This is a genomic window from Paraburkholderia sp. SIMBA_053, assembly GCF_046534895.1.
Taxonomy (GTDB): Bacteria; Pseudomonadota; Gammaproteobacteria; order Burkholderiales; family Burkholderiaceae; genus Paraburkholderia; species Paraburkholderia caledonica.
On sequence record NZ_JAWRXU010001683.1, the window covers coordinates 1 to 237 of the forward strand.

At 65.4% G+C, this 237-nt stretch carries 1 pseudogene; it reads left to right on the forward strand.

From position 1 onward, the window contains the following. A pseudogene (locus SB753_RS41265) lies at positions 1 to 237 on the forward strand (NAD(P)/FAD-dependent oxidoreductase); the annotation flags it as partial.

Genomic DNA, 237 nt, shown 5'->3' on the forward strand with positions numbered 1-237 from the left:
GAATCGCTCGGCAAGAGCGGGCACGCGCAAGTCGTCCTCGTCGACCGCTCGCCGACGCACTTCTGGAAGCCGCTGCTGCACGAAGCCGCGTCAGGTCAGATCGATCCCGCCACGCATCAGCTGCAATTCGCGGTGCAGGCGCGGCGTCACGGCTTCGAGTTCGAGGAGGGTGCGCTGCAATCGCTCGATCGCGCACAGCGTCACATCACGATCAGCGCAACGCGTGATGACAACGGC